Origin of the sequence: Pseudomonas sp. MWU12-2020 (assembly GCF_023100605.1) — a bacterium.
GTDB lineage: Bacteria > Pseudomonadota > Gammaproteobacteria > Pseudomonadales > Pseudomonadaceae > Aquipseudomonas > Aquipseudomonas fluorescens_H.
This window is the reverse complement of record NZ_JALMEX010000003.1, coordinates 495,518-513,347: the sequence shown is the minus strand read 5'-3', so window position 1 is coordinate 513,347 and position 17,830 is coordinate 495,518. Positions and strand designations below refer to the sequence as shown.

Annotated in this window: 16 protein-coding genes; 6 read left to right on the top strand and 10 right to left on the bottom strand. The window is 62.4% G+C overall.

The genetic code is table 11. The annotated features are described in order from the left end of the window. Window positions 1-12: 12 nt before the first annotated feature. Both M0814_RS09735 and M0814_RS09730 read left to right on the top strand, forming a co-directional pair. Window positions 13-1,494, top strand: coding sequence for a methyl-accepting chemotaxis protein (locus M0814_RS09735; protein WP_003226828.1), 1,482 nt, complete (start codon window positions 13-15; stop codon window positions 1,492-1,494). A gap of 212 nt (window positions 1,495-1,706) precedes the next feature. Then, complete coding sequence (locus M0814_RS09730; RefSeq protein WP_003226831.1) at window positions 1,707-2,072, top strand: Mpo1-like protein; 366 nt, start codon at window positions 1,707-1,709, stop codon at window positions 2,070-2,072. A gap of 1 nt (window position 2,073) precedes the next feature. Here the strand turns inward: M0814_RS09730 and M0814_RS09725 are convergent, their stop codons facing one another. The 3 genes from M0814_RS09725 to M0814_RS09715 all read right to left on the bottom strand — a co-directional run bounded on the left by M0814_RS09725 (window position 2,074) and on the right by M0814_RS09715 (window position 4,219). Further along, window positions 2,074-2,868, bottom strand: coding sequence for an acyl-CoA thioesterase domain-containing protein (locus M0814_RS09725; protein ID WP_003226833.1), 795 nt, complete (start codon window positions 2,866-2,868; stop codon window positions 2,074-2,076). Between the two features lie 225 nt (window positions 2,869-3,093). Continuing rightward, complete coding sequence (locus M0814_RS09720) at window positions 3,094-3,861, bottom strand: CHAD domain-containing protein (protein ID WP_103483844.1); 768 nt, start codon at window positions 3,859-3,861, stop codon at window positions 3,094-3,096. Between the two features lie 79 nt (window positions 3,862-3,940). After that, a complete protein-coding gene (locus tag M0814_RS09715; RefSeq protein WP_007963692.1) occupies window positions 3,941-4,219 on the bottom strand; it encodes a hypothetical protein in 279 nt (92 codons plus the stop codon). A gap of 216 nt (window positions 4,220-4,435) precedes the next feature. On the opposite strand from M0814_RS09715, the gene M0814_RS09710 reads away from it, so the two are divergent. After that, entirely contained in the window at window positions 4,436-5,482 is a 1,047-nt protein-coding gene (locus M0814_RS09710; RefSeq protein ID WP_003226842.1) for a patatin-like phospholipase family protein, read from the top strand. 142 nt (window positions 5,483-5,624) lie between these two features. On the opposite strand, the gene M0814_RS09705 is transcribed toward M0814_RS09710, so the two are convergent. From M0814_RS09705 to kdpF, 6 genes are all read right to left on the bottom strand, one after another. Further along, window positions 5,625-6,323 (bottom strand): response regulator, encoded by a 699-nt coding sequence (locus M0814_RS09705; protein WP_003226844.1) that lies wholly within the window; start codon window positions 6,321-6,323, stop codon window positions 5,625-5,627. 48 nt (window positions 6,324-6,371) lie between these two features. Beyond that, window positions 6,372-9,023, bottom strand: coding sequence for a sensor histidine kinase KdpD (locus M0814_RS09700; protein WP_103483845.1), 2,652 nt, complete (start codon window positions 9,021-9,023; stop codon window positions 6,372-6,374). A 127-nt stretch (window positions 9,024-9,150) separates the two neighbouring features. Continuing rightward, on the bottom strand, window positions 9,151-9,696 hold the full coding sequence (gene kdpC / locus M0814_RS09695) for a potassium-transporting ATPase subunit KdpC (protein ID WP_003226848.1): 546 nt from the start codon (window positions 9,694-9,696) through the stop codon (window positions 9,151-9,153). A gap of 228 nt (window positions 9,697-9,924) precedes the next feature. Then, window positions 9,925-11,982, bottom strand: a complete 2,058-nt coding sequence (kdpB, locus tag M0814_RS09690) for a potassium-transporting ATPase subunit KdpB (RefSeq protein ID WP_103484360.1) — start codon at window positions 11,980-11,982, stop codon at window positions 9,925-9,927. Window positions 11,983-11,992: 10 nt separating this feature from the next. Further along, the gene (gene kdpA / locus M0814_RS09685; protein WP_003226852.1) at window positions 11,993-13,687 is read right to left on the bottom strand and encodes a potassium-transporting ATPase subunit KdpA; all 1,695 of its coding nucleotides are present in this window, start codon (window positions 13,685-13,687) and stop codon (window positions 11,993-11,995) included. 8 nt (window positions 13,688-13,695) lie between these two features. Continuing rightward, window positions 13,696-13,785: a K(+)-transporting ATPase subunit F gene (gene kdpF, locus M0814_RS09680; RefSeq protein WP_003226853.1), complete on the bottom strand. Its 90-nt coding sequence runs from the start codon at window positions 13,783-13,785 to the stop codon at window positions 13,696-13,698. Between the two features lie 417 nt (window positions 13,786-14,202). Here kdpF and eat point away from each other — a divergent pair, with 417 nt between their 5' ends. The 3 genes from eat to M0814_RS09665 all read left to right on the top strand — a co-directional run bounded on the left by eat (window position 14,203) and on the right by M0814_RS09665 (window position 16,558). Beyond that, window positions 14,203-15,567, top strand: a complete 1,365-nt coding sequence (eat, locus tag M0814_RS09675; RefSeq protein ID WP_003226855.1) for an ethanolamine permease — start codon at window positions 14,203-14,205, stop codon at window positions 15,565-15,567. Between the two features lie 129 nt (window positions 15,568-15,696). Beyond that, a complete protein-coding gene (locus tag M0814_RS09670) occupies window positions 15,697-15,864 on the top strand; it encodes a DUF2897 family protein (protein ID WP_003226857.1) in 168 nt (55 codons plus the stop codon). 136 nt (window positions 15,865-16,000) lie between these two features. Next, window positions 16,001-16,558: a TetR/AcrR family transcriptional regulator gene (locus tag M0814_RS09665; protein ID WP_045122570.1), complete on the top strand. Its 558-nt coding sequence runs from the start codon at window positions 16,001-16,003 to the stop codon at window positions 16,556-16,558. Here the strand turns inward: M0814_RS09665 and fabF are convergent. Further along, entirely contained in the window at window positions 16,555-17,829 is a 1,275-nt protein-coding gene (gene fabF / locus M0814_RS09660; protein ID WP_103484361.1) for a beta-ketoacyl-ACP synthase II, read from the bottom strand. The genes M0814_RS09665 and fabF overlap by 4 nt on opposite strands. Between the last annotated feature and the right edge of the window lies 1 nt (window position 17,830).

The window sequence follows — 17,830 nt, the reverse complement described above, 5'->3', positions numbered from 1 at the left end:
GAGAAGACCTCCATGGGTGCCTGGCTTAGCAATATCTCGCTGAAATACAAATTCTGGGCGGTCAATGCGGTCGCTTTCGTCACCACCCTGCTGCTGGTGCTGTACGCCGTGCAACTCGAGCAGCAGGCCCGCAGCCAAGCCTCACAAGCGTCTGCTCAGGCTCAGGCGCAATTGCTCAAGGCCTGGCCGGCCGGGCAGGCGTTGCCCAAGGCTGACCAGGTGCTGACATTCAAACGCGGTGAAGCGCCGCGCCTTAACGACCAACCTGTGCTGGAGATCAGCGAAAGCAACGGCTGGAACGAGATCAATCACCTGCCGCTGTTCGGCAACAACCCGCTGATGGGTGCCGAAGTGTTCAGTCGCGCCGACGGCCAGCAAGTCGCGGTCATTGCCTATGGCCCAAGCCTGGCGCAAGTGTTCAGCGAGCGTTTTGCCAACTACGCCGTGGCGGTGTTCATCCTGATGTTCGCCATGCTTTGCGCCTCACAGTTGCTGATCCGTTTCCTGCTCAGTCAGCTCAACACGCTGAAAGACGTGATGCTGCACGTCGAAAAAAGCGGTGACCTCTCGGCCCGCGTGCCGCTGGCCTGCAAGGACGAAGTCGGGCAGATGGCCAATGCGTTCAATGCGATGCAGGCCGGTTATCAGCGCGTGGTCACCACCGTCGCCAACACCGCGCGGCAACTGGACGTCGGTGCCGCACGTCTGGCGGCGAGCATGAACGACGTGCGCCACGGCATGCTCGGTCAACAGAGCGAGACCGATCAGGCCGCCACCGCGATCAACGAAATGACCGCCACGGTTTATCACATCGCGCAGCACGCCGGTGCCACTCGCGACCTGTCGCAAACCGCCGACAGTCTGGCCGGCAGCGGCCAGCAAGTGGTCAGCCGTGTGCAGCAGTCGATTGCCGGACTCTCCAGCGGCGTGCAGCAAACCGCCGAGATGATTCAGCGTCTGGCCGAGGACAGCCAGAAAATCAACGGTGTGGTCAGCGTGATTCACAGCATCGCCGAGCAGACCAATCTGCTGGCGCTGAACGCCGCCATCGAAGCGGCCCGTGCCGGCGAGATGGGTCGTGGCTTTGCGGTGGTCGCCGATGAGGTGCGCAACCTCGCCAAGCGCGTGCAGACCTCCACCGATGAAATCACCACCATGGTCTCGGCACTGCAGGCAGGCACGCGCGATGCGGTGGACTTCATGCAGGAGAGTTCGTACAAGGCCGACGACTGCGTGCAGCAGGCGCAGGAGGCTGGCGAAGCGCTGGCGGAAATCACTGGCGCCGTGGCGCAGATGCGTGAGAGCAACACGCAGATTGCGGTGGCGGCGGAGCAGCAGAGTCAGGTCGCGGAAGAGATGAATCGGGCGGTGGTGAGCATTCGTGATGTGACCGAGAATACCGTGCAGCAGACCGTGGATTCGGCGACCACCAGTAATGAGTTGGCGACGTTGGCCGGGGAGCTCAACAAGGCTATTGGTCAGTTGAAACTCTGACGACGCCTTCGCGAGCAAGCTCGCTCCCCAGGGAATCTGTGGCGTACACCAATCCCCTGTGGGAGCGGGCTTGCTCGCGAAGGCGTCAGTCGGGTCAACATCGAATTCGGCGATGACGCCTATCACTTCAATAGCCAACCTTGATTCGCCGCCCCACCCGCCCCGGCCTATTCTCCAACCATGTGTTCAACATGGATCGAGGAGTAGCAAACATGGGCAAACGTCACCCCAACCTTCCCGCGTGGCAATGGCGCGCGTACCCGAACAATCACCAGCACCCGACCAATCTGGTGTTGCACCTGATTGCCGTACCGTTGTTCATCGTCGCGTTTCTGTTGATCGTCTCTGGCGTGTTCAGCCTGAGTCTGGCCAGTGTCGCCATCGGCGTGATTGGTATTGTCGCGGCGCTGGCTTTGCAGCGCCACGGCCACAGCCTGGAGGCGCAAGCCTCCGAGCCGTTCAGCGACCGCCAGGATGCAGTGTCACGCTTGCTGGTCGAACAGTTCCTGACCTTTCCGCGGTTCTTGCTCAGCGGTGGCTGGTGGCGCGCCTGGCGGGAGCGGCACCGTCGGCATTGATTCAGGCAAAAATCGTTACGGTCTGACGACTCATGGCGATCAACTCCCCGTCCGCACTCCACAGCTTGGCGGCGACATGGCCGTAACCGTCGGCGGCGTATTCGATGTCTGCCAGATATTTGCACCAGTCCAGGGTGCTCAAGTCGCGTAGCGGCTGCACGAATTCAATGGTCCAGGTCAGCGTACTGCCCGGTGCCGGCTTCTTCAGATACGGCAACAATGCCGGTGGCCATGCATCCACCAGTGCCAACAGATGCGCCTCATTGACCGGCTCTTCCTTCACATCGCCACGCAAACGCACCCAACCGCCCATCTGCCGCGATTTATTGCCGGTGAACGGCATGCCGCCGACACTCCAGCGCATCGATAGATGCCGCATGAACTCCGGGGTCACGCCTTTGATATAGGGCAACTCCTGGCATTCATCCCAGTGTTTCATTTCGGCAGCGGGATAGGCCTCAACCGCCACTTCCGAGGGCCGCGAAGCGCCGAAACTGCCTTGCACGATCGTTACCACCTGACCGTTCTGCATGGCCCGCCCCAACACCTGGCTGACTGCTTTGCCTTCGCGCAACACATCGACTTCGAAACTCACCGGTACTTCCGGCTCGACCGGGCCGACAAAGGTGATCGCCAGCGAACGCACCGGGCGCTCGGCTGGCACTTTCGCGCGCATGGCTTCGTATTGCAGCGCCGCGACCAGGCCACCAAAACTGGCCCGACCCTGGCCCCACTCGGCGGGAATGGTCAGTTCTGGATCGCGACGGACCGCATCGAGCAGATCGGAAAAGCGCATGACAACCTCAGCAAGCGAAAATTGAATGCTGCGATCTTAACCAGCATGAGAGAGCGCCGCAGCGTCTATTCCGGTCAAATGGACTGACAGAAAGGCCTTAAGGTCAGGAAGATATTCGAATGTGGGAGCGGGCTTGCTCGCGAAAGCGCTGTGTCAGTCACCGATGTGTCTACTGATACAGCGCTTTCGCGAGCAAGCCCGCTCCCACAGGGGATATGAGTGGATTCAGGATTTGAAGCAGCTTGAACTGAGTTTATCCAGCACCCGATCGGCCTTGGCTTCAGCCTTGATCAGGCCCGCCTGCCAGGTCGCGACGCACGGTTGCAGATCGCTTTCCAGCTCGGCCCGCGCCAGCCACTGCCAGCAATCGTGCCAGTCGCCCAGCGCGCCCTGCGCCGACTTCAGCCGTGCCAGCGCCGCTTCAGGCAGGCGATCCAGTTCCGGATAGGCTTCGATGCCATAGCGCACGCGCTTGATCAGCAAGCGCAGGCGATGCCGATCGTGGGCAGGATCGTGCAGGGCCTGGTCGAGTTTTTTCCATTGTTTGTGCAGGCGTTTTTCGATTCGTTTGGCCAGGCCCTTGAGCAATCCCTGGCGCTCGGAGGCGCGCAGGAATCGCGGGAACGCGTCGAGGATGATCAGCAGCGAAGCCACCTCGGCACTCGCCGCCAGCGTCGGATACGCTTCCGCCATCTGCGCCATGCGCCGCTGCGCGGCCTGCGGTTGATCGTGCTGGAGCAGGTAGGCAGCCAGCACCTCGCGGTCGCGCCACGGTGTGGTCAACTGACCGACCGCCGACGCGGCGCCCTCCAGTTGTTCTACACCCGGCAAGCCACGCAAGGGCCGCAACAGGCTGCGCAAGCGGCGCACCGTGGTGCGCAAGTCGTGCAGCGCCTCGGGGTCGGTACGCGCAGTCATACGCGCCTGACAGGCCAGCAAACGCACTTCCAGACTCAGGACATGAGCCACCAACCGGTCAACCAACGCAGACATCGCTTGCTCCTGATTCACATGGTTTGAAGGATGAGTCTGCCGTGGTCCGCCAGCCGCATCCTTGCGTCAAGTCAGCAGCTTAGCGCCCGGCGCGGGATTCGCGAATATAGAAACGTGCCTTCTCGGCTTTGTTGCTGCAGCCCTCGAAACCTTCAAATTGCTGTTGGGTCTTGGCAGCCGTCAGCAACGACAGCGCCTTGGAGTAACTGACCGTGCCGGCGAAACCTTCGGCCTTGGCCAGATCCAGTTCATGCCACGCCGCATCGAGCTGACTGCCGCAGCTGTCGCGATAAGCAGTCTTGCCAGCGCAACCGGCCAATGCCAGCGCGATCAACGGCACACAGATCCAGGCTTTCATCACTAACTCCTCAAATAGGTCAACAGTCGTGCAGGTAAGACGTTACGGCGCGAAAAAAGTGCCTTGGCGCCCGGTGAATCTGCGGTGACGAAAAGATAACCCCGACGGGTCACACAGTATCGGAAAACGACTCTGCTGCCGCCCCGAACGACTCTGGCGATTGTCGCCCGCCCATGGATGGGTGCATTGTGGTGCCTTGTCGGGGGAGGAAGTTTGATGAAAAAGCGTGTCGCACTGGTGCTGGGCTCCGGAGGCGCCCGGGGCTACGCCCATATCGGGGTCATTGAGGAGATCGAAAGACGCGGTTACGACATTGCCTGCATTGCCGGTTGTTCGATGGGCGCAGTGGTCGGCGGGATCTATGCGGCGGGCAAACTCGACGAGTACCGCACCTGGATCGAAACGCTCGATTATCTGGATGTGCTGCGTCTGGTGGACGTGAGCTTTCGCCTCGGGGCGATTCGCGGTGAGAAAGTCTTCGGGCAGATCCGCAAGATCGTCGGCGAGATCAATATCGAAGACCTGCGCATTCCCTACACCGCCGTCGCCGCCGACCTCACCAACCAGCAGGAAATCTGGTTCCAGGAAGGCTGCCTGCATCAGGCGATGCGCGCCTCGGCGGCGATTCCCAGCCTGTTCACCCCGGTGATGCAGGGTAACCGGATGCTGGTGGATGGCGGCATTCTCAACCCGTTGCCGATCGTGCCGGTGGTCTCCAGCCACTGTGATCTGATCATCGCGGTCAACCTCAACGCGACCAACCAGCGCCACTACAAATTGCCGGTGATCCAGCGCCCGCCAGCCTTTCGTTCGCGCTTCGACAGCTTGCTCAGTTCGCTGGGTTCGAAGATGCCGTTCCGCCGCAAACAGGCCGAGCAGTTGCTGTTGCTGGAGCAGGAAGCGCTGCGCGCCGAAGCGGGCGAGATCAACCCGTGGCTGGAAGGCAGCGAACCGGAGAGCCAGCAACCGGCAGCGGCTCCCGAACGCGAAGGCGCGCCGAAATCCGCCACCGGCTCGTTCATCATCGACAACGTCGGACCGGCGTCACTGCTGGACCTGATCAACCAGAGTTTCGAGGTGATGCAGACCTCGCTGGCGCAATACAAGATCGCCGGCTATCCGCCGGACATCCTGATCAACGTGCCGAAGCGCGTGTGTCGGTTTTTCGAGTTCTACAAAGCGCCGGAGTTGATCGCTTTGGGGCGGGAGATTGCGCGGGATACGCTGGATCGGTACGAGAGTGAGCAGAGCAGAGAGCCCTGAAGTTCTCGGCTGGCTTTCAGGGCCTCTTCGCGGGCAAGCCCGCTCCCACAGGGTTCTGGGGTGTTATTAAAATTTGTGTATCACACCGACCACTGTGGGAGCGGGCTTGCTCGCGAAGGGGCCAGACCAGACCACACAAAACCTACAGACTGTTCTCACTCAACAGCCGATACCCAACCCCCGCCTCCGTCACAATAAACCGCGGCCGGGTCGGATCATCCGCCAGCTTCTGACGCAAATGCCCGACCACAATCCGCAGGTAATGACTGTCCTCGGTATGCGTCGGCCCCCAGATATCCTTGAGCAATTGCTGCTGGGTGATCACCCGTCCCGGATGCCGCGCCAGTTGCGCCAGCACCGCGTATTCCTTGCGGGTCAGCGCCACTTCGACACCGTCGAGCAGCACCCGCCGATAAGCCAGATCCACGGTCAGCGGGCCGAACGTCAGCGCCGCTTGCTGGGCCTCGCCGGCCGGCGCCTGACGCAACAACGCGCGGACCCGGGCGAGAAACTCCTGAATGCCGAACGGCTTGGTCACGTAATCGTTGGCGCCGCCATCCAGCGCCTGGACTTTCTGCCCCTCACTGGCGCGCACCGAGAGCACCAGCACGGGCGCGGTGGCCCACTCGCGAAACTCGCGCAGCACCTGCTGGCCGTCCATGTCCGGCAAGCCGAGGTCGAGCACCAGCAGGTCGGGTTTGTTCAACGCCGCCTGGGCCAGGCCCTCGGCGCCGGTGCCGGCCTCCAGCACTTTGTAGCCTTGTGAGGCGAGGCTGATGCGCAGAAATTTACGGATCTGTGGTTCGTCATCAATGACCAAAATGGTCGCGGTCTGGCTCATGAATTCACATCGACACAAAAGATTGGCAAGAGAGTAGCGCAGTCGCGATCAGGCTTCATTGTCCATCCCCGGTTGCGTCTGCAACGGCAGGTGCAGGGTGATGCAGGTGCCGCGGCCGTCGATGCCGTCGGCCACGCTGATCCGCCCGCCATGCGCGCCGACCATGCCCTGACAGATCGCCAGCCCCAGCCCCGTGCCCTGCCCTCCGCGATCACCCCGCGCGGCGGTGTAGAACATGTCGAAAATCTTCGCCCGCTCGTCCTCGGGAATCCCCGGGCCTTCGTCGCTGACCGAGAAGAAAATCTCTTCGTCACTGGCGCCGGCACGCAGTTGCAAACGCCCATGGGTCGGCGAGAACCGCGCAGCGTTTTCCAGCACATTGACCAGCGCCTGTTCGATCAGCGCCGCGTGCACGAACAGCAACGGCAGCTCGGCGGGCACGTCGGTGCTGACCTGCAATGGCGCGAGTACCGCACGCAAGCGATTGAGCGAACTGCCGACGATGTCTGCCGGCGACACCCAGTCCCGCGCCAGCTTCAACGCACCGTGGCCGAGGCGCGTCATGTCGAGCAGATTCTGGATATAGCGATCGAGGCGTTCGGCTTCATCGCGGGTGCCTTCGAGCAACTCGCGGCGATCCTCCAGCGGAATGGCTTCGCCGAGGGCCAACAGGCTGTCGATACTGCCGCGCATGGACGTCAGCGGTGTACGCAGATCGTGGGACACCGAGGCCAGTAGCGCACTGCGCAGTTGTTCGGTTTCGCCGTGCAGGCGCGCGGCTTCCAGATCATCGGCCAGTTGCGCCCGGGACAATGCCTGAGCCAGTGGCTGACTCAACGCGGTGAGCAGGCGTCGGCGCTGGCCGCTCAAGGTCTGGCCCTCTTTGGCGCAGACCCCGAGCAGCGCCAGCGGCCCGTCCTCCACCGACAGCGGCCACCACCACCAGCGACCGAACGGCAGCGTGCCGGTGCCCATGCCGGCCGGTTGATCGTGCTGCCAGGCCCAATCGGCCGCAGCCCGTTCCGCCTCGGTGAACTCCAGCGGCCCGCCGGTCTCGACTTTCCAGCCGCCCTGCCCGTCCCGATTGAGCAGGCACAACTGCAAATCGCTCCAGCCATTGAGGTGCTGCGCCGCAGCGCTGATCACCGCCTGACGATCCGTCGCGGCAGTCAGTTTACGTGACAGGTCGAGCAGTTCGCTGGTCTCCTCCTGCGTGTCGCGCAGGGCCTGTAACTGGCGGCGCTGGCGTGCGGCGAGATTACCGGTGAGCGCGGCCATCAACAGGAAGAACAGCAAGGTCAGAACGTCTTCTTCGCGCTGGATGGCAAAGGAAAAATTCGGCGGAATGAACAAAAAATCGTAAGTCAGAAACGACAGCGCCGCGCACGCCAGCGCCGGCCCCAGGCTGCTGCGCACCGCCACCAGCAACACCGCTGCGAGGAACACCAGCGAGATGTTCGGCAGCGGCAAAATACTCGACACCGCCCACGCCAGCGCACTGGCCAATACCGTGGCGACCAGTGCCAGCGCGTAATCGAACCACACCAGCGTCGGCGTGACGCGAAGGCGCGGCGCAGGCTGCTCGCGATCATTGTCGAGCACGTTGATTTCCAGGCCGTGGGCCTGACGCAGCAAACGCGCCGCCAGACCACCGCCCAACAGGCGACGGCGCAGACTCGGCCGCGACTGGCCGACCAGCACCAGACTTGCCCGGCGTTCGGCGGCATGCTGGATCAGGGTTTTCGCCACTTCGCCGGCGCGCAACAACACCACTTCGCCGCCGAGGCGTTCGGCCAGTTGCTGGGCATTTTGCAGGCGCAGGCGCGATTGCTCGTCGCGCACCGTGCCGTTGTCGACATGCACCAGACTCCACGGCAGATGCCGACGCTGGGCCACCCGGCTGGCGTGGCGCACCAGGCGTTCGGCATGCGCATCGCCATCGACGCCGACCAGCAAACGCCCGCGCACCGCCGGCGCCGCCTGACCGAGTTGGCGATAGCCTTGAGCGAGATCGTTATCGACCTGCGCGGCCGCCGTTTGCATCGCCAGTTCACGCAGCGCGGTGAGGTTGGTCTGGGTGAAAAACGCATCGATCGCCGCCCGCGCCTGTTCCGGCACGTAGACCTTGCCTTCGCGCAGACGCTCCAGCAATTCACGCGGTGGCAGGTCGATCAGCAGCAGTTCGTAGGCTTCCTGCAGCACCCAGTCCGGCAGGGTTTCGCGCACCTGCACACCGGTGATCCCGCGCACCTGATCGTTGAGACTTTCCAGGTGCTGGACGTTGACCGTGGTGTACACGTCGATGCCGGCGGCGAGCAGTTCCTGAATGTCCTGCCAGCGCTTGGCGTGGCGACTGCCGGGGGCGTTGGTGTGCGCCAGTTCGTCCACCAGCACCAGTTTCGGTTTGGCCGCGAGCAAGCCGTCGAGGTCCATTTCTTCGAGCATCACGCCACGGTATTCCGAGCGCACCAGCGGCTGCTGCGGCAAACCGCCGAGCAGCGCTTCGGTTTCCGCTCGGCCATGGGTTTCGACGACGCCGGCAATGATTTTCACGCCCTGACGCAATTGCGTGTGCGCGGCCTGGAGCATGGCGTAGGTCTTGCCGACACCGGGGGCGGCGCCAAGGAAAACCTTGAGTCGGCCACGGCCGTCGCGGGGCAGTTCTGCTAACAGTGCGTCGGCGCGGCCGGCGTCGCTCATGCTTGATCTCTTCAGTCAGATGTTGATGTGTTGCCAGTTATGGCCTCTTCGCGAGCAAGCTCGCTCCCACAGGTTCAGTGTTGCTCTTGTGGGAGCGAGCTTGCTCGCGAATGGCAGCGCCGCAGAATTACAGTTTTTCCAGCGCCATGTTCAGCTCCAGCACATTCACCACCGGTGGCCCCACCAGCGGCTGTTCGATGTGCGCATCGAGCAGTTGCTGCAGGGTCGACACCGGGAGATTGCGCGCTTGCGCGACACGCGCCAGTTGATAGGCAATTGCCGCCGGTGGCAAGTGCGGATCGAGGCCGCTGCCGGAGGTGGTCAGCAGCGCCAATGGCACCGGCCCCTGGCCGGGCACCTGCAACTTGTTGGCGTCATCGATCACCCGTGTGGCGAGTGCCGGATTGCTCGGCGCCAGGTTGCTGGCGCTGCTCGACACGGTTGCAAACGCGCCCGCCGAAGGACGTGGATGGAACCACGCATCACCGACGAAATCCTGAGCGATCAGGGACGAGCCGCGCACCTTGCCATCGGCATCGTGCACCAGGCTGCCATTGGCCTGTTCAGGGAAAGCGACCTGCGCAACGCCAGTCACCACCAGTGGATAGGCCACGCCGGTGATCAGGGTCATCAGCACCAGCAGGCTCAGGGCCGGACGTATCATTGTGGACATTGCAAAATCCTCGAATTCGTTGGGCAAACTTTTGCGGGGTGCCAGGGAGATCTTTTCCCCCTCACCCCAGCCCTCTCCCCCAAGGGGGCGAGGGGAAAGGGAGCCGATCTCTGCGCTTTTCCAGACCTGAGTTCGGCTCGCTATCCCAGGTCGGTACGCCTCTTACAAACACCTCGATCAGTCCCCTCTCCCTCCGGGAGAGGGTTAGGGTGAGGGGCTCTTCCAACCTCAAACCAAATGCAAAGCCGTGAGCAGCATGTCGATCGCCTTGATCCCCACGAACGGCACCAGAATCCCGCCCAGTCCGTAGATCAGCAGATTGCGCCGCAGCAGTGCCGCGGCACTCGCTGCCTGTACGCGTACGCCACGCAATGCCAGTGGAATCAGCACCACGATGATCAGGGCGTTGAAGACGATGGCCGAAAGGATCGCGCTCTGCGGACTGGTCAGGTGCATGATGTTCAGCACGCCCAGTTGCGGATAGATCGCGGCGAACAGCGCCGGCAGAATCGCGAAGTACTTGGCGACGTCGTTGGCGATGGAGAAAGTCGTCAGCGCGCCACGGGTCACCAGCAATTCCTTGCCGATCTGCACCACGTCCAGCAGCTTGGTCGGGTCGCTGTCGAGGTCGACCATGTTTGCGGCTTCGCGTGCGGCTTGCGTGCCGTCATTCATCGCCATGCCGACGTCAGCCTGGGCCAGCGCCGGAGCATCGTTGGCGCCGTCGCCACACATCGCCACCAGACGACCGTCGTTCTGCTCATGACGGATGCGTGCGAGTTTCTTCTCCGGGGTGGCTTCGGCGAGTACGTCATCGACGCCCGCTTCTGCCGCAATGGCCGCCGCGGTCAACGGGTTGTCACCGGTGACCATCACCGTGCGAATCCCCAGTTTGCGCAGCTCGGCGAAACGCTCACGAATGCCTGGCTTGACCACGTCCTTGAGGTGGATCGCACCGAGCAGTTTGCCGTCGGCGCAAACCAGCAACGGCGTACCGCCGCTCTGCGCGATCTTGTCGATTTCCCGCGACAGTGCCGGGGCCAGATCGGAGCGTTGTTGACCGAGGAACGCCAGCAGCGAATCGACTGCGCCCTTGCGGTACACGCGGCCCTGATAGTCGATACCGGACAAGCGGGTTTCCGCGCTGAACGGCACCGCTGTCAGGCTATCCAGCGCCGGCTCGGTTTGCGGGTGCAGACCGCGCAGGTATTCGACGATGGATTTGCCCTCGGCGGTTTCGTCCGCCAGCGAGGCGAACAACGCGCCTTCGGCCAACTCGCGACCACTCACGCCCGGCGCGGCATACACCGCGCTGCAACGGCGGTTACCGAAGGTGATGGTGCCGGTCTTGTCCAGCAACAGCACGTGCACGTCACCGGCCGCTTCCACTGCACGCCCGGATTTGGCAATCACGTTCAGCCGTACCAGTCGATCCATCCCGGCGATACCGATAGCCGACAACAGGCCACCGATGGTGGTCGGAATCAGCGTGACCAACAGCGCCACCAGAAACACCAGCGGCAGGCTGCCGTTGGCGAAGTGGGCGAACGGTTGCAGGGTCACGACCACCAGCAGGAAGATCAGGGTCAGGCCGATCAGCAGGATATCCAGCGCGATTTCGTTCGGTGTTTTCTGACGTTTGGCGCCTTCGACCAGCGCGATCATACGGTCGAGGGTCGATTCACCGGGGTTGGCGGTGATCTTCACCAGCAGCCAATCGGACACCAGGCGCGTGTTGCCGGTGACCGCCGAGCGGTCGCCGCCGGACTCGCGAATCACCGGCGCCGATTCACCGGTGATCGCCGCTTCGTTGACCGCGGCGATGCCTTCGATGACTTCGCCGTCACCGGGGATCATCTCCCCCGCTTCGACGCGCACCACATCGCCTTTGCGCAGGTTGGCGGCGGGCACCACCTGGAAGCTGCCATTGGCCATTTTGCGTCGTGCGCTGAGGCCTTCGCTGCCAGCCTTGAGGCTGTCGGCGCGGGCCTTGCCGCGACCTTCGGCCAAGGCTTCGGCGAAGTTGGCGAACAGCACGGTGAACCACAGCCACAGGGCAATCTGCGCGGCGACGAACGTCGGCACGACGTTGTCCGGGATGAAGCACAGCACGGTGGTGAAGATCGCCGTCAGTTCGACCACCAGCATCACCGGCGAACGCACCAGTTGGCGCGGGTCGAGCTTGACGAAGGCTTGCAGCAGCGCCGGACGCCACAGGGCCGAGATCGCGGTTTTCGCTTGTTCCGGTGCCTTGACGGCAGCGGGTTTGATTGCAGGCATATTCATGATCTATTCCTTAGAAACCCATGCTCAGGTGTTCAGCAATCGGACCCAGCGCCAGCGTCGGCAAGAACGTCAGGCCGCCCACCAGCAAAATGGTCACGGTCAACAGAGTCACGAACAGCGGGCCATGGGTCGGGAAGCTGTTCTGGCCGATCGGTGCGGTTTTCTTCATCGCCAGGCTGCCGGCCAAAGCCAGTACCGGAAGGATGTAACCGAAGCGACCGATCAACATGCCCAGACCGAGCATCAGGTTGTGGAACGGCGTGTTGGCGCTCAGGCCACCGAAGGCCGAACCGTTGTTCGCGCTGGCCGAGGTGTAGGCATAGAGCAACTGGCTGAAACCGTGCGGGCCGGGGTTACTGATAGTCGCCGCCGGGCCAGGCAGAGTGGCGGCAATCGCACCGAGCACCAGCACGCCGACCGGCATCACCAGCAGGGTGACGACCAGCAATTGCACTTCCCGCGCCTGCAGTTTCTTGCCGAGGTATTCCGGGGTGCGGCCAATCATCAGGCCGGCGAGGAACACCGCGATGAGCACGTTGAGCAACATGCCGTAGAGCCCGGCACCGACGCCGCCGAAGATCACTTCGCCGACCATCATGTTGACCAGCGCGACCATGCCGCTGAGCGGATTGAGGCTGTCGTGCATGCCGTTGACCGAACCGTTCGACGCCGCGGTGGTGGTCACCGACCACAGCACGGTGGCGGTGGTGCCGAAGCGTGCTTCCTTGCCTTCCAGCGGCGCGGTCTGCTCGACGGCAACGTTGTTCAGCGCAGGGTTAGGCTGATATTCGGCCCACAGCGAAGTTGCGCCGCCGATCAGGAACAGTGCGAGCATGCAGGCGATGATCGCGCGGCTCTGACGCAGGTCCTTGACGTAGTGACCGAAGGTGAACACCAGGGCCACCGGGATCAGGATGATCGAAGTGACTTCGAACAGGTTGCTCCACGCGGTCGGGTTCTCGAACGGGTGCGCCGAGTTGACACCGAAGAAGCCACCGCCGTTGGTGCCCAATTGCTTGATCGCAATCTGACTGGCCGCCGGGCCGAGCGGGATCACTTGATCAACGCCCTGCATGGTCACCGCGTTCACATATTGCGCGAAGGTCTGCGGTACGCCCTGCCACACCAGGTACAGCGCCAGCAGCAGGCACAGCGGCAGCAGGCCGTAGAGGGTGGCGCGGGTCATGTCGACCCAGAAGTTGCCCAGGGTCTTCGCCGACTTGCGACCGATGCCACGGCACAGTGCAACCAGCACGGCGAGGCCGGTAGCGGCGCTGACGAAGTTCTGCACGGTAAGGCCGACCATCTGGCTCAGGTAGCTGAGGGTCGCTTCACCGCTGTAGGACTGCCAGTTGGTGTTGGTCATGAAACTGACCGCGGTGTTGAACGCCTGAGTCCATTCCTGGCCCGGCAGGTTTTGCGGGTTCAGCGGCAGGTGATCCTGGAACAGCAGGATCGCAAACAGCAGCAGGAAACCGGCGAGGTTGAACGCCAGCAAGGCCAGCGTGTACTTCTGCCAGCTCTGTTCAGCCTGCGGATCAACCCCGGAAATGCGATAACAGCCACGTTCGACCGGGCCCAGAATCGGCGTCAGCCAGGTGCGCTGACCTTCCATCACCTTGTAGTAAAAGCGCCCGAGGAACGGCGCCGGCAACAACACCACCGCAAAAAACGCGAGGATCAGCCAATAGTCATAACTGTGCATAGCCGCTCCTAGCCCCGATCCGCGCGCAATAGCGCAACCAACAGATAAATGAACAGCCCGGCTGCCAACAGCAGGGACACCCCGTCCAGAACGCTCATGGAAGATCTCCGTGTTACGGCGTATTGCCGCTTGTCGGGGCATTGTCGGAAAGGAGGCTGTAAAGGCGCGAGACCGAGGGAGTTGGCTGGGCATAAAGAAAGCGTAAAGAGTGGGTTTATGCTGGCGTTACAGGTGGGTTTTGCGCCGTATGGGCTGGCCTCTTCGCGAGCAAGCCCGCTCCCACAGGAGTAGGCGTTGTCTGGGCGAGCGCATTTCAAAAATGTGGGAGCGAGCCTGCTCGCGAAGACGGCATAACCGCCTACATCGCACCCAACTGGCGCACAAAACGCAGCTATCCCACCGCGAACATCCTCGATACGACAGCTTTCTTCACATTACGACCTGATTCACGGCAATGGCACGCCCACTGCACACGCCCTCCCCCGAGCTTTCCAAACCGTTCAGGGAGCATGCGCATGAACACACAACTCAAACCCACGCTGGGCACCTTGCACCTGTGGGGCATCGCTGTCGGGCTGGTGATTTCCGGCGAGTATTTCGGCTGGAGTTACGGCTGGGGCGTGGCCGGTACACTGGGCTTTCTGGTGACCTCGTTCATGGTCGCGACCATGTACACCTGCTTCATTTTCAGCTTCACCGAACTGACCACCGCGATTCCTCATGCGGGTGGGCCGTTCGCCTACAGTCGCCGAGCCTTCGGGGAAAAAGGCGGACTGATTGCCGGGCTGGCCACGCTGATCGAATTCGTCTTCGCGCCGCCGGCCATCGCCCTGGCGATTGGCGCCTACCTGAATGTGCAGTTTCCGGCGCTCGATCCGAAACACGCAGCGGTCGGCGCATATATCGTCTTTATGGGTTTGAACATTCTTGGTGTGAAACTGGCGGCGACGTTCGAACTGATCGTCTGCGTGCTGGCGGTGATCGAATTGCTGGTGTTCATGGGTGTGGTCGCACCGGCCTTCAGCTTCAGCAGCTTTGCCCTGAATGGCTGGGCCGGTTCCGATGTGTTCGGTGTGCCGGCGATTGCCGGGATGTTCGCCGCGATTCCGTTTGCGATCTGGTTTTTCCTCGCCATCGAAGGCGCGGCGATGGCCGCCGAAGAGGCCAAGGATCCCAAGCGCACGATCCCCAAGGCCTACATCAGCGGGATCCTGACCCTGGTATTACTGGCGATGGGCGTGATGTTCTTCGCGGGCGGCGTCGGTGACTGGCGCACCCTGGCGAACATCAACGACCCGTTGCCACAGGCGATGAAAACCGTGGTCGGCGACAACTCCGGCTGGTTGCACATGCTGGTGTGGATCGGCCTGTTCGGCCTGGTGGCGAGTTTCCACGGGATCATCCTCGGCTACTCGCGGCAGTTCTTCGCCCTCGCCCGCGCCGGTTACCTGCCGGCATCGCTGGCGAAACTCTCGCGCTTCCAGACTCCACACCGCGCGATCATCGCCGGCGGCATCATCGGCATCGCCGCGATTTACAGCGACGGCTTGATCAACCTCGGCGGCATGACCCTGACCGCCGCGATGATCACCATGGCCGTGTTCGGCGCGATCGTGATGTACATCATGAGCATGCTCAGCCTGTTCAAACTGCGCAAATCCGAACCGAATCTCGAGCGTACTTTCCGTGCGCCGTGCTACCCGCTGATTCCGCTGATCGCACTGGTGCTGGCAGTGGTGTGCCTGATCGCCATGGCCTGGTTCAACGCACTGATCGGGCTGATTTTCCTCGGCTTCATGGCAGTCGGCTTCGGCTACTTCCTGCTCACCGGGCAGTTGCGCGCTGACGCTCCGGCCGATGCGATGCTGACCGGCCGCTGAGGGATTTCAGATACACCGGGCATAACCAGCCTAGAATGGAACCACTGCGAACTCACTTCGCTCAAAAGTGGTATGCAGCGTCGCACCGCGAAATCCTCGCCCGTCGAACTGCCCTTAAGGAGAGCCGTTATGCCCTGGTATGCCTGGTTGATTCTGGTCGTTGCAATCGGCTCGATCGTTGGCGGATTGATGATGTTGCGCGATACCGCCAACAAGGTTGAACTGACCGATGAAGAACGCAAACGCGTTGCGCAGCGCAACGCCGAAGCGGACATCAAGGACGCGCAGGATCGCTGAACGAAGAACCCCGCCTGAATCGGCGGGGTTTGTTTTTTATGGCTTTGGACTTATCCGCACGCTTTTTAGAAGTAGAAGTACAGTCACCATTTAATTTTCCGTGGTTAAGATGGTGGCCTTGTCGCGGAGAGTCGAAATGCGTTACTCGCAGGATCACAAAGCCCAGACCCATCAGCGCATCATCAAGGAAGCCTCGGCACGCTTTCGCCAGGACGGTATCGGCGCCACCGGTTTGCAACCATTGATGAAAGCGCTCGGGCTGACCCATGGCGGGTTCTATTCACATTTCAAGTCTAAGGACGAATTGGTGGAAAAAGCCTTGCAGGAGGCTGGCGCGCAGCTGGACGCGCATTGCGCCATGCTGTTCTCCGAGGAACGCCCGCTGGAGGCGTTCATCGACAGTTACCTCTCCGAATGGCACTACAGCTCCGCGCACGAAGGCTGCCCGTTGCCGACCATGTCCTCGGAAATGGGTCTGCGCGGTCAGCCCAGCCCGACCACCGACGCGGTGCTCAACAGTCGACTGGAACAAGTGCAAAACACGCTGGAAGGCCCATCCGCCGCTGATCGCAGCATTGTCATCATGGCCACACTGGTTGGTGCACTGGTGCTCGCACGCAGCGTCGAAAATCCGCAGTTGGCCCAACGGATTCTCGACGTCACACGTGACACCCTGAAGAAAGATCAGGACTAGCCTTCCCAGCGCTTGAACAGCACGCTGGCATTCACCCCGCCAAAACCGAAGCCGTTGGACAACGCATATTCAATCGGCATCGACCGCGCCTGGCCGTGAACGATGTCCACACCAGCACTTGCCGGGTCAGGGTTTTCCAGATTGAGCGTCGGCGGCACCACCTGATCGCGGATGGCCAGTAACGTGAAGATCGCCTCCAGCCCGCCGGCCGCGCCGAGCAAATGCCCGGTAGCGGACTTGGTGGAAGTGACGGCGATTTTGTTCTGCTCGCCAAACACACTTTTGATCGCCGCCAACTCACCCAGATCGCCGACCGGGGTGGAGGTGGCATGTGCGTTGAGATGTTGCACCTGATCCGGCGCGATACCAGCCTGAGCCAGCGCCAACTGCATCGCCCGTCGTGCACCACTGCCGTCCTCCGGACCGGCGGTCAGATGATAGGCGTCGGCACTGGTGCCATAACCCACCAACTCGGCCAATGGCTGTGCACCACGTGCCAGCGCATGCTCAAGCGACTCGATCACCAGCAAACCCGCGCCCTCACCCATCACAAAGCCATCGCGACCGCTGTCAAAGGGCCGCGAAGCGCGCTCGGGAGTGTCGTTATAGCCGCTGGACAAAGCTCGCGCGGCGGCAAAACCGGCCAGGCTGACCCGATCGATGCAGGCTTCCGCCCCGCCGCAAACCGCGATATCCGCTTCACCGGCACGAATCATCCGCGCAGCATCGCCGATCGCCTGGACGCCGGCAGCACAAGCAGTCACCGGTGCACCCAACGGGCCTTTCAAAGCATGCTGGATCGATACGTGTCCGGCCGCCAGATTGACCAGAAACGATGGGATGGTGAACGGCGACAGACGACGCGGGCCACGACTGTCGGTGGTGCGTACAGCGTCGGCTATTGCCCCGAACCCGCCAACACCGGAGCCGATGATCGTTGCGGTGCGCTCCTGATCCCTGGCCTCGGACGGCTGCCATTCGGCCTGCGCCAACGCCTGGCGCGCCGCTTCCATGGCGAACAGGATGAAGCGATCCATCTTCTTCTGCTCTTTGGGTGGCGTGGCAAGGTCCGGATCGAAACCGGCCTCGACGTCCTCTGCCGCCGTTGGCACCATCCCGGCGACCCGGGTCGGCAGATCTGCACTCACCGCGTCCGGCAAATTGCGCAAGCCCGAGCGCCCGTCCAGCAAGCGCTGCCAGACAACCTCGACGTCACTGCCCAAAGGAGAAACCAGGCCCATACCGGTGACAACAATTCGACGCTGACTCATA

Coding starts and splice junctions, on each gene's coding strand:
- kdpC (WP_003226848.1), bottom strand. CDS start 9,696: ATGTCCACAATGATACGTCCGGCCCTGAGCCTGCTGGTGCTGATGACC.
- M0814_RS09710 (WP_003226842.1), top strand. CDS start 4,436: ATGAAAAAGCGTGTCGCACTGGTGCTGGGCTCCGGAGGCGCCCGGGGC.
- eat (WP_003226855.1), top strand. CDS start 14,203: ATGAACACACAACTCAAACCCACGCTGGGCACCTTGCACCTGTGGGGC.
- M0814_RS09715 (WP_007963692.1), bottom strand. CDS start 4,219: ATGAAAGCCTGGATCTGTGTGCCGTTGATCGCGCTGGCATTGGCCGGT.
- kdpF (WP_003226853.1), bottom strand. CDS start 13,785: ATGAGCGTTCTGGACGGGGTGTCCCTGCTGTTGGCAGCCGGGCTGTTC.
- M0814_RS09725 (WP_003226833.1), bottom strand. CDS start 2,868: ATGCGCTTTTCCGATCTGCTCGATGCGGTCCGTCGCGATCCAGAACTG.
- M0814_RS09720 (WP_103483844.1), bottom strand. CDS start 3,861: ATGTCTGCGTTGGTTGACCGGTTGGTGGCTCATGTCCTGAGTCTGGAA.
- M0814_RS09730 (WP_003226831.1), top strand. CDS start 1,707: ATGGGCAAACGTCACCCCAACCTTCCCGCGTGGCAATGGCGCGCGTAC.
- M0814_RS09735 (WP_003226828.1), top strand. CDS start 13: ATGGGTGCCTGGCTTAGCAATATCTCGCTGAAATACAAATTCTGGGCG.
- M0814_RS09670 (WP_003226857.1), top strand. CDS start 15,697: ATGCCCTGGTATGCCTGGTTGATTCTGGTCGTTGCAATCGGCTCGATC.
- M0814_RS09665 (WP_045122570.1), top strand. CDS start 16,001: ATGCGTTACTCGCAGGATCACAAAGCCCAGACCCATCAGCGCATCATC.
- M0814_RS09705 (WP_003226844.1), bottom strand. CDS start 6,323: ATGAGCCAGACCGCGACCATTTTGGTCATTGATGACGAACCACAGATC.
- fabF (WP_103484361.1), bottom strand. CDS start 17,829: ATGAGTCAGCGTCGAATTGTTGTCACCGGTATGGGCCTGGTTTCTCCT.
- M0814_RS09700 (WP_103483845.1), bottom strand. CDS start 9,023: ATGAGCGACGCCGGCCGCGCCGACGCACTGTTAGCAGAACTGCCCCGC.
- kdpA (WP_003226852.1), bottom strand. CDS start 13,687: ATGCACAGTTATGACTATTGGCTGATCCTCGCGTTTTTTGCGGTGGTG.
- kdpB (WP_103484360.1), bottom strand. CDS start 11,982: ATGAATATGCCTGCAATCAAACCCGCTGCCGTCAAGGCACCGGAACAA.